Annotated in this window: 9 protein-coding genes and 2 pseudogenes; 3 read left to right on the top strand and 8 right to left on the bottom strand. The window is 68.9% G+C overall.

The features are described 5' to 3' along the window. The coding region (locus ACR2JA_RS18825; protein ID WP_434010596.1) for a class I SAM-dependent methyltransferase at positions 1-329 on the bottom strand (329 nt) is incomplete at its 3' end. Then, a complete protein-coding gene (locus ACR2JA_RS18820) occupies positions 326-760 on the bottom strand; it encodes a potassium channel family protein (RefSeq protein ID WP_434010595.1) in 435 nt (144 codons plus the stop codon). The genes ACR2JA_RS18820 and ACR2JA_RS18825, both read right to left, overlap by 4 nt. A gap of 39 nt (positions 761-799) precedes the next feature. Between ACR2JA_RS18820 and ACR2JA_RS18815 the strand changes: the two genes are divergently transcribed. The 3 genes from ACR2JA_RS18815 to ACR2JA_RS18805 all read left to right on the top strand — a co-directional run bounded on the left by ACR2JA_RS18815 (position 800) and on the right by ACR2JA_RS18805 (position 2,958). Then, positions 800-1,858: a serine/threonine protein kinase gene (locus ACR2JA_RS18815; RefSeq protein WP_434010594.1), complete on the top strand. Its 1,059-nt coding sequence runs from the start codon at positions 800-802 to the stop codon at positions 1,856-1,858. 176 nt (positions 1,859-2,034) lie between these two features. Then, the gene (locus ACR2JA_RS18810) at positions 2,035-2,493 is read left to right on the top strand and encodes a MarR family winged helix-turn-helix transcriptional regulator (RefSeq protein ID WP_434010593.1); all 459 of its coding nucleotides are present in this window, start codon (positions 2,035-2,037) and stop codon (positions 2,491-2,493) included. 48 nt (positions 2,494-2,541) lie between these two features. Continuing rightward, on the top strand, positions 2,542-2,958 hold the full coding sequence (locus ACR2JA_RS18805; protein ID WP_434010592.1) for an organic hydroperoxide resistance protein: 417 nt from the start codon (positions 2,542-2,544) through the stop codon (positions 2,956-2,958). 5 nt (positions 2,959-2,963) lie between these two features. Here the strand turns inward: ACR2JA_RS18805 and ACR2JA_RS18800 are convergent, their stop codons facing one another. The 6 genes and pseudogenes from ACR2JA_RS18800 to ACR2JA_RS18775 form a co-directional block, all read right to left on the bottom strand. Further along, positions 2,964-3,926 (bottom strand): response regulator, encoded by a 963-nt coding sequence (locus ACR2JA_RS18800; protein WP_434010591.1) that lies wholly within the window; start codon positions 3,924-3,926, stop codon positions 2,964-2,966. A gap of 41 nt (positions 3,927-3,967) precedes the next feature. Then, entirely contained in the window at positions 3,968-5,158 is a 1,191-nt protein-coding gene (locus tag ACR2JA_RS18795; RefSeq protein ID WP_434010590.1) for a response regulator, read from the bottom strand. A gap of 8 nt (positions 5,159-5,166) precedes the next feature. Then, on the bottom strand, positions 5,167-6,456 hold the full coding sequence (locus ACR2JA_RS18790) for a sensor histidine kinase (RefSeq protein ID WP_434010589.1): 1,290 nt from the start codon (positions 6,454-6,456) through the stop codon (positions 5,167-5,169). A 60-nt stretch (positions 6,457-6,516) separates the two neighbouring features. Continuing rightward, positions 6,517-7,920: an SAM-dependent methyltransferase gene (locus ACR2JA_RS18785; RefSeq protein ID WP_434010588.1), complete on the bottom strand. Its 1,404-nt coding sequence runs from the start codon at positions 7,918-7,920 to the stop codon at positions 6,517-6,519. Positions 7,921-8,091: 171 nt separating this feature from the next. Next, positions 8,092-8,415 (bottom strand): annotated as a pseudogene (locus ACR2JA_RS18780) (hypothetical protein); the annotation flags it as partial. 106 nt (positions 8,416-8,521) lie between these two features. Then, positions 8,522-9,064 (bottom strand): annotated as a pseudogene (locus ACR2JA_RS18775) (molecular chaperone HtpG); the annotation flags it as partial.

The raw sequence follows: 9,064 nt of genomic DNA, 5'->3' as shown, positions 1-9,064 counted from the left end.
CGCGACTTCTCCACCAGTTCGGCGCGCGACTCCACGCCGTACACGTGCCCGACCGCTTTGCTCTTGAAGAACAGGTCGTACAGGATGAAGCCGAGGTAGGACTTGCCAGCGCCGTGGTCGGCCAGGGTCACGTCCCCGCGGTCTTTCAGCACCTCGGCCAGCAGGGGCTCGATGAACTGCACCAGGTGGTAGACCTGTTTGAGCTTGCGCCGGGTGTCCTGGTTGAGCTTGCCCTCGCGGGTGAGGATGTGCAGTTCCTTGAGCAGTTCCACCGACTGGCCTTCGCGCAGTTCGGGCAGCTGTTCCTGCAGGGTTTTCTGGGGTTTCACTGGGGTTCCTGTGGGGGCGGGTTGGCGCCGTGGGCGCGGTCCAGCCGGTCTTGCAAGGCGCTCACCTGGCGCCGCAGGGCGTGCAGTTCGCGCATCAGTTCACGTTCAATCTGTCGCTCTTCCTGCTCCACCTCCTGCTCCACGAACAGGGCGGCCAGCGACGCCGTCACCAGAGACAGCACCGCAAGCCCCAGCAGCACGACCAGCACCGAAAAAGCACGGCCCACGCTGGTGCGCGGCACCAGGTCGCCATAACCCACGGTGGCGGCGGTGGTGAAGGCCAGCCAGAGGCCGTCCTGCAAAGTGTGAATGCCCGGCTCCAGCCACCAGAAGCCGATGCCCCCGATCAGCAGGATCAGCAGGCACAGCCCCAGCGAATAGAGCAGACCCCGGCGGATGAGGTGGATGCGGGCGCGTCGGGAGCGCGTCATGCGCCGATTCTGGCACGGCGTGGGGGTCACAATCGCGCCATGAACGAGACGCCCGACGCCCCCGCGGCCCAGCCGCAAGCCCACCCTTTTGCCCGCCTCACGCCCGATGTGGTGCAGGACGCGCTGGCCAGCATCGGCCTGTGGGGCGACGGGCGGCTGTCGGCGCTCAACAGTTTTGAAAACCGCGTCTACCAGGCGCACCTCGATAACCCCTTCGAGGGCCACGGCCAGGTGGTGGCCAAGTTCTACCGGCCGGACCGCTGGAGCGACGCGCAGATCGCCGAAGAACACGCCTTCGCCGCCGACCTGGTGGCCGCCGAGGTGCCCGCCGTGCCACCGCTGGTGGTGAACGGGCAGACGCTGCACCACTTCGATGGTTTTGCCTTTGCCGTCAGCCCGCGCCGGGGTGGCCGCCGGCCCGAGCTGGACGATTTCGAGGTGCTGGAATGGATCGGCCGCTTCCTGGGCCGCCTGCACACCGTGGGCGCAGCGCGCCCGTTTGAAGCGCGGCCCGTGCTGGACGCGGCCGGCTTCGCCCACGAACCGCGCGACTGGCTGCTCGACCACCGCATGGTGGCGCCCGAGGTGCAAAGCGCCTGGCAAGCCGCGCTGACCGAAGCGCTGTCGCTGATCGAAACGCACCCGGTGCTGCGCGCGGCGGGGTCGCCCGAAACCGATGGCATCCGCCGCCTGCGCCTGCACGGCGACTGCCACCCCGGCAACATCCTCTGGACGCCCGACGGGCACCCTGGCGCCGGCCCGCATTTCGTGGACCTGGACGACGCCCGGATGGGCCCCGCGGTGCAGGACCTGTGGATGCTGCTGTCGGGCGACCGGCGCCAGCAGAACCAGCAACTGGGCGCCCTGCTCGACGGGTACGAACAGGTGCGCGACTTCGACCGCCGCGAGCTGGCGCTGATCGAGCCGCTGCGCACCTTGCGCCTGGTGCACTACAGCGCCTGGATCGCACGGCGCTGGGACGACCCGGCCTTCCCGATCAACTTTCCCTGGTTCGGCAGCCGCGACTACTGGCAGGGCCAGGTGGACATGCTGGTCGAGCAGATCGAAGAGATGCAGAACCCGCCACTGGTGGGTTGACCCCCCCCCCGCGCCGGGCTTCGCCCGTCACCCCCCAGGGGGCGGCACTGGCGGCCCGGCAAAGCCGGTTCCGCGGTGCCCTGGATCAGACATCTCGCTCCGGCATGACCACACCCTCTTAAAGGTTTTTGGCAATTCAATTGCACACAATTGAATTGATCTCTACAGTTCAGCCCATGGTCACACGCAACACCCCCGCCACACTGTCCGAACAGGCCCTGCTGCTGGACAACCAGCTGTGCTTCGCGCTGTATTCGGCCTCGCTGGCCATGACCAAGCTGTACAAGCCGCTGCTCGACGAACTGGGCCTGACCTACCCCCAATACCTGGCGCTGCTGGTGCTGTGGGAACGCGACGGCCTGACCGTGTCCGAGCTGGGCGAACGGCTGAGCCTGGACTCCGGCACGCTGACGCCGCTGCTCAAGCGCCTGGAGGGCGCCGGCCTGTTGTCCCGCCTGCGAGATGCGGCCGACGAACGCCGCGTGCTGATCCGCCTCACGGCCGCCGGCCGCGCACTCAAGACCCGCGCCCGGCGCATCCCCGGTTGCGTGCTGCAAGCCTCGCAGTGCGACGTGAGCGAGGCCCTGGCGCTCACCCGCCAGGTGCAGGCCCTGCGCGACCGCCTGACCGCCTGATCCCCTTTTCACCCCGCTTCGACGAAGCACCCACCCTAAGGAACCACCATGGCCTCCCTCGACAAAGTCCTCTACACCGCCCGCACCCACACCACCGGTGGCCGCGACGGCGCCTCCAAGTCCGACGACGGCCGCCTGGCCGTGACGCACACCCCGCCCGGCGCACCCGGCAACGGCACCAACCCCGAGCAGCTGTTCGCGGCCGGTTATTCGGCCTGCTTCATTGGCGCCATCAAGGCGGTGGCCGGCAAGATGAAGCTGGCCGTGCCCGCCGACGTGGCGGTGGACGCCGAGGTGGACCTGGGCCCGGTCGGCCAGGCCTACGGCATCGCCGCGCGCCTGACGGTGCACCTGCCCGGCATGGACCGCGCCCAGGCCCAGGTCCTGGTGGACACCGCCCACCAGGTCTGCCCGTACTCGAACGCCACGCGCGGCAACATCGACGTGACGATCTCGCTGGCCTGATCCCGTCAGGTGGTGGTGGGGCGGAAACGCTCCATCACCGCGGCCAGCCAGTCGCCGCTGAGCATGACGGCGGCCACCGGGCGGATGCTGAAGCCGCCAGCGTCCACGCTCAGCTGCGCAGCGCCGCCCTGCCACAGCAGCCAGGCCAGCCAGGCGCACTGGCCGTGCGTCACGGCGGCGCCGGCCGGCGCCGTCAGCAGCGCGGTCAAGGGCGCGGTTTCGCGCACCCACACCGCGCCCTCGCGCAATTCACCCCCCACCACCTTGGCCAGCACCGTCAGCGCGGCATCGCCGTCCACGCGCGGCCCCAGGTCCTGCAGCCAGCGGCGCAGGTGCATGGCGATGGCTGCGCCCCGCTGCGCCTCGGCCTGCAGCAGGTCGGCGTGTTCCCAGCGGTGCCAGTCCACTTCGGGGTCGACCGGTCGGCACAGCAGCGCGGCCTGGGCGAACTGGTAGACCGCCGGCTCGTGGGCCTTGGCATCGGCCAGCAGCGCCGCCCCCAGCATCAGCAACGTGCCCAGGCGGTTGGACAGCAGCTGGCTTTGCTGCGCCAGCAGCTTGTCGCGCAGCAGTTCGTTGCGCTCGTTGCGCAGCTCGGCCAGCTCCAGCGCCTGCTTCAGGTCGGCGCGCAGGCTGTCGAGCTCCCAGGGTTTGTTGATGTAGCGGAAGATCTCGCCGCTGTTGATCGCCTCGATCGCCTCGCCCAGCTCGGAGTAGGCGGTGGTCAGCATCCGCACGATGTGCGGGTGGTGCTCACGCGCGTGGCGCAGCAGTTCGTTGCCGCGTTCGCCGGGCATGCGCTGGTCGCTCACCAGCACCGCGATCTCGGCACCGCGTGCGCGCAGGATGGCCTTGCCCTCCTCGACCGACGGTGCGGTGATCACCGGTGCCAGCGGACCGACCAGGCGCTCGAAGTACTTCAGCGCCATGGCCTCGTCGTCCACAAACAGAATCTTGTCGGGCTTCATGGGCCGCTCCTTTTCATGTGTTCACCTGCACCCAGCGGGTCTCAGGCGTCTTCCAACGGGAAATGCAGGCGCACCGTAGTGCCCTGTCCGGGTGTGGAGCTGACCACCAGCGCGCCGCCGAGCGAACTCATCACGCGGTGGCCAAACAGCAGGCCCATGCCGTTGCCACCCGCCGCGGCGCGCGTGGTCACCGGCTCGCGGGTGAGGCGGGCCAGCAGCTCGGGGGCGATGCCGGGGCCGTTGTCGATGACGGCGATGCTCGGCTGCGGCGGCAGGCCGGGCAGCGCCGCCGCGCAATCGAGCACCACGCGCACGCAGGGCGCGGAAGGGGTCTGCTGGCGCAACGCGAGCAGCGCGTTTTTCAACAGGGTGCACAACACCAGATACAGCAGGTCGCGCCGACCCGGCAAATGGAAGTCGGCGGCCAGCTCCCAGCGCAACCAGGGCGCCTCATCGGCTTCAAACGGGTAGTCGTCGCGCAGGGCGCCCACCAGTTCGCTGGCGCGCAGCCGCACGCTGGCGTCGGGCTGCCACGCGTCGCGGGCCGACTGCACGAAGGTGGACACCAGCGACTGCGCGTAGTCGGCGCGGCGCTGCGCGGCCTCGATCAGGTGCAGCACCTCGCCCGGGCGGCGCTGCGCCAGGTAGGCCAGCGCGGGGTCGTCGGGCGGGGCGGCCTCGTGCCGCTCGCGCATGGCCGTGAGGTAGCCGCGCACCGTGGCCAGTGGCGTGCTCACCTCGTGCGCCAGAAAACCCAGGGTCTCGCGCAGGGCCGCGGCGCGGCGCTCCAGCAGCAGGCGATCGCGCGCAGCGCGCAGGCTCTCGGCCAGGGCGTCGCGCAAGGCCGCGCGCATCAGCGCCTCGTCCAGCGGTTTTTCCAGGATGCGCTGCACCTGCCCCTGGTTGACCGCGGCCAGCGCCATGTCCTTGTCGGCGTACGCGGTGAACAGCAGCCGCACGATGTGCGGGTGGCGCTCACGCACCTGGGTCAGCAGTTGCACGCCGTCCTCACCCGGCATGCGGTGGTCGCTCAGCAGCACCGCCACCTCGGGGGCACGCAGCTCCAGCAGATCCAGCGCCGCCCGGGCGTCGGCCGCCTGCAGCACCACGAATTCGTCGCCGTACACGCGCGCAAACCATTTGCGGGCCTGCGGCTCGTCGTCCACCAGCAGCACGGCACGTGCCGCGCCGTGCGCAGCGTCGGTGCAGGGCGGGACCAGGGTGACGGGCATCTCGGGCTTCATGCGGGCCTCGGCAGGTCGAAGGTGAATTCGGTCCAGGCGCCGGGTGTGCTCTCCACCGCCAGCACGCCGCCGTGGCGCTGCACGATGCCGTAGCTCACGCTCAGCCCCAGGCCCAGACCGGCGCCCACGTCGCGCGTGGTGAAAAAGGGTTCGAACACGCGGCCGATGTGCTCTGGCTGGATGCCCTGCCCGTTGTCGCGCACGGCCACCCGCAGCCGGTCGCCCGACTCGGTCACCCGCACATCGATGCGCGGCTGCTCGCGCCCCGCGCGCTGCAGCGCCAGCGCGGCGTTGCTGAACAGGTTGATGAGCACACCGATGATGGCGGGCTCGTCGCCCAGCACGTGCGTGTCCTGTGGCTGCTCCACCGCCACCTGCACACCCTTGAGTTCGTGCCCCGCCAGGCGCAGCGCCGAGCGGATGGCCTGCTCCAGCAAAAAGGGGCGCAGGCTGTTGTCGCCCGGCTTCTGGTAGGCAAAGGTCTTGAGGTCAGAAACGATGGCCTGCACGCGCGACATGCCCTCCTTGGCATCGGTCAGGCTCTCGGCCAGCAGCTCGTCGGTCCTGGCCGGCGGCAGCTGTTGCGCCATGTTGATGGCCATGAGGCTGTAGTTCACCGGGTTGTTCAGCTCGTGCAGCAGGCCGGCCGATAGCGTGCCCAGCGCCGCCATTTTTTCGCGCTGCAGCAGCTGGCCCTTGATCTCGGCCAGCGCCTTGTTCTGCGCCAGCAGTTCGTCCTTCTGGCGCTGCACCTCGGTCTGCAGGACATAGGTCTGGCGGCGCTGACGCTCACCGTACACCGACACCGTGAAGGCAATGATGGAAAAGAACAGAATGAAGATCGACTGCCCGATCAGCACGGGCCACTGCTGCACACCCGCCGGGCGCAGCACACAGGCCGCGATGTAGGCCGCCATGGTGAACACGCTGAAGGCCAGGGCCTCGCGCAAGGTCAGCGGCAGAAAGATGCTGATGCCCGACACGGCCAGCGTGAGCCCCACGAAATAGATGGACGCTTCGCCGTCGGTGGCAAAAATCATCCACGCGATCATCACTTGCGGCAGCGCGATCCAGAAGTACGTGAGGCCACGCACGTGGCGCAGCCCCCAGGGGCGCTGGTAACTCCACAAGGCCAGCCCGATGAGCGCGACCACCAGCAACCGGGCCATGCCAAACGGCAAGGCGTGCTCCGGGTAGAACGCGAGGTCCAACCCCACGCCGCCACCGATCAGCGCCATGGCCAGCACGCAGGTGATGCGGCTGTAGTACACCAGATGCTGGTGCATGGTCTCTGCGTATGAGACCTGCAACGGGCTGGTGGTCGGCTCAGTGCTCATGCCGCGGCATCACAGGGGCTTGACCGCTTCGGCGAACAGATTCACGCCGGTCGCATCGGTGTAGGTCTTGACCCCGGGCAGCGTGGACGGGAACAGCTGCGCCAGGCCCTTTTCATCGCGGTAGATCAGGTACCACTCCATGAAGTGCTCCATCCAGAACCGCTCCGGGTTGCACTGGTGCACGTTCGTGACCAGCACCGTGCCGCCGGGCCGCAAGTGGCGGTCGAAGTAGGCGATCAGGCGCGCGCAGGCCTTGTCGGCCAGGTAGTCGAACAGGCCGGCGCAGTAGATGTAGTCGTACTGCTCTTCCAGCGGCACATCCTGCTCGCGCGAGCTGCGCTTGAGCAGCTGGTGCACCGACTCGTGGCGCAGCGTCACCTGCAGCGGCGTGCGCCCGGCGGCGTTGGCCACCTCGATCAGGCGCTGGCTGGTGTAGAGCAGGGTTTCATCGCTGAAGTCCATCAGCGTCACGTCCAGGTGGTCCAGCGGCTGGTCGAACGCCGACAGGCGCTGCAGCTCGCCCGCCGGTCCGCAACCGACGTTGAGCACGCGCAGCGGACGGCCCTGCGTGCGCGCCTGGGCCGCCAGGGTCTGCAGACGTTCGAGCAGGATGTCGACCCGGTTGCGGTGCGCCTGCGACACGCTGGACTGCAGGAAGATGAAGTTCACCAGCTCGAAGTAGGTGCTGGGCCCTTCGCGCGGGTCGCCCAGGATCTGGTTGACCATCTGGTAATCGCCCGCATAGCCCAGCGGCTTGGCGAAGGTGCGGTACACGAAGGGCGCGCGCAGCACCAGCGGGTGGATGGCCGCCTGTGCGAAGGCCCGGTGGGCCGGCTCCAGTTCGGGCGGTACCTTGGCAGCCTCGGCTTCGAAACGCAACAGATACTCTCTCACCGTCGCCATGAGCGGCCGGGCGATCTCGTAGAACACCTCGTCGCGCACGCGGCCGTGCACATCGCGCGGCAGACCGGCGGTGATGTCGGCCTGGTCCAGCCAGCGCGTGACCTCGGCGAAGTAGGCGCGCAGGTCGTTCACCACCACCTGGTAGGCCTCGCTGATGCGCGGGCGGGATTCCCATTCCTGGACGAAACGCCCCACCGCTTCGGACACGCTGCGCGAGCTGTGGTCGATCACCCCCAGGTCGTTCCACTCGTCGATCAGCGTCAGCGAGACCACCGCCATCAGGCCGGTGTTGAGCAGGCTGACCACCACCGCCTTGCCCTTGTAGATGCTGCGATCGCCCGATCGGATGCTCAGGTCGCTGAGCACCTCGCTGACCTGGACGATGGAGTAGGGGTTGTAGACCTCCATCACCAGCGACCGGCGCTGCAGGCTGGTCAGCGTGCCGCGCGCGGCTTCGCCCTGGCTGTTGCGGAAGGTGACGACGGGATCGAAGGGGCGCTGGAATTGCACGGTGGATGAGCAGTCGGCGTGGGGCCTTGTCGGCCAGCCCCTGAATGTAGTCCCTGAGCGTGAGTTTAGTCACAACCGGACCCCCGGGGTGGCGGCCCCTGGCCGGCGCAGCACCGGAACACCCGTCGGTGAGCAGCGGCCCGCCGCGCCTGCGCGCTCTTATTTTTTCTCGTTGGGGTCGTAGACGGTGGTGCTGGTGCCCACGCCGACCCCGATGCGCGCGTCGCTGTTGCCGATCGGCGCGCTCACGCCCACGCCGGCACCCACGCCGACCTTGCCATCCTGGTTGACCCCGACGCCCACACCGACCGGGCCGACGCTGGTGCCCACGCCCAGGTTCACCCCGCCCGAACCCACGCCGACACCGATGGAGAACGGTCCGATGGGGATGCCGATGCCCACGCCCATGGACGAGCAGCCCGACAGGGCAGCGGCCAGCGCCAAGGCTGCCCAGCGGTTGGGGGCGAACACACGAGACGGGGAGTGGGCGGACATGGTGGGGACTCCTGGGCGACACAGACAGCGGGTCGACACATTGTGACCCGGCAGCCCCACCAAGGTGCGACCGCAGGACGGACACGCCGCCCGGCGGCCAAGGACGTCACGCCAGCAGCAGCGCGTTGACGCGTTTCACATACGCCGCCGGATCGTCCGGCAGGCCGCCTTCGGCCAGCAAGGCCTGGTCGAACAGGATATGGGCCAGGTCGTCGAAATGGGCCGAACCGTCGAGCTTTTTCACCAGCGGGTGCTCGGCGTTGACCTCCAGCACCGGCTTGACGTCCGGCGCCTGCTGGCCCGCGGCCTTGAGCATGCGGGTGAGCTGGCTGGAGAGTTCGCCCTCGCCCACCACCAGGCAGGCGGCGGAATCGACCAGGCGGGTGGTCACGCGCACGTCCTGCGCCTTGTCCTTGAGGGCCTCCTTGAGCTGGTCGAGCACCGGCTTGAAGCTCTCGGCCGCCTGCTCGGCCGCCTTCTTCTCTTCCTCGTCCTGCAGCTCGCCCAGGTCCACCGCGCCCTTGGCCACGCTCTGCAGCGGCGTGCCGTCGAACTCGTGCAGGAAGGACAGCGCCCACTCGTCCACGCGGTCGGTCATCAGCAGCACCTCGATGCCCTTCTTGCGGAAGAGTTCGAGCTGCGGACTGTT

The sequence above is a fragment of the Hydrogenophaga sp. genome (genome assembly GCF_051007235.1).
Classification (GTDB): Bacteria; Pseudomonadota; Gammaproteobacteria; order Burkholderiales; family Burkholderiaceae_C; genus Hydrogenophaga.
Note: the sequence above shows the minus strand (reverse complement) of the source record. Positions and strands in the feature narration are given on the sequence as shown.

Bases quoted from the DNA above. Each gene is read 5' to 3' on its own strand.
- ACR2JA_RS18820 (WP_434010595.1), bottom strand. From the start codon at position 760: ATGACGCGCTCCCGACGCGCCCGCATCCACCTCATCCGCCGGGGTCTG.
- ACR2JA_RS18815 (WP_434010594.1), top strand. From the start codon at position 800: ATGAACGAGACGCCCGACGCCCCCGCGGCCCAGCCGCAAGCCCACCCT.
- ACR2JA_RS18810 (WP_434010593.1), top strand. From the start codon at position 2,035: ATGGTCACACGCAACACCCCCGCCACACTGTCCGAACAGGCCCTGCTG.
- ACR2JA_RS18805 (WP_434010592.1), top strand. From the start codon at position 2,542: ATGGCCTCCCTCGACAAAGTCCTCTACACCGCCCGCACCCACACCACC.
- ACR2JA_RS18800 (WP_434010591.1), bottom strand. From the start codon at position 3,926: ATGAAGCCCGACAAGATTCTGTTTGTGGACGACGAGGCCATGGCGCTG.
- ACR2JA_RS18795 (WP_434010590.1), bottom strand. From the start codon at position 5,158: ATGCCCGTCACCCTGGTCCCGCCCTGCACCGACGCTGCGCACGGCGCG.
- ACR2JA_RS18790 (WP_434010589.1), bottom strand. From the start codon at position 6,456: ATGCACCAGCATCTGGTGTACTACAGCCGCATCACCTGCGTGCTGGCC.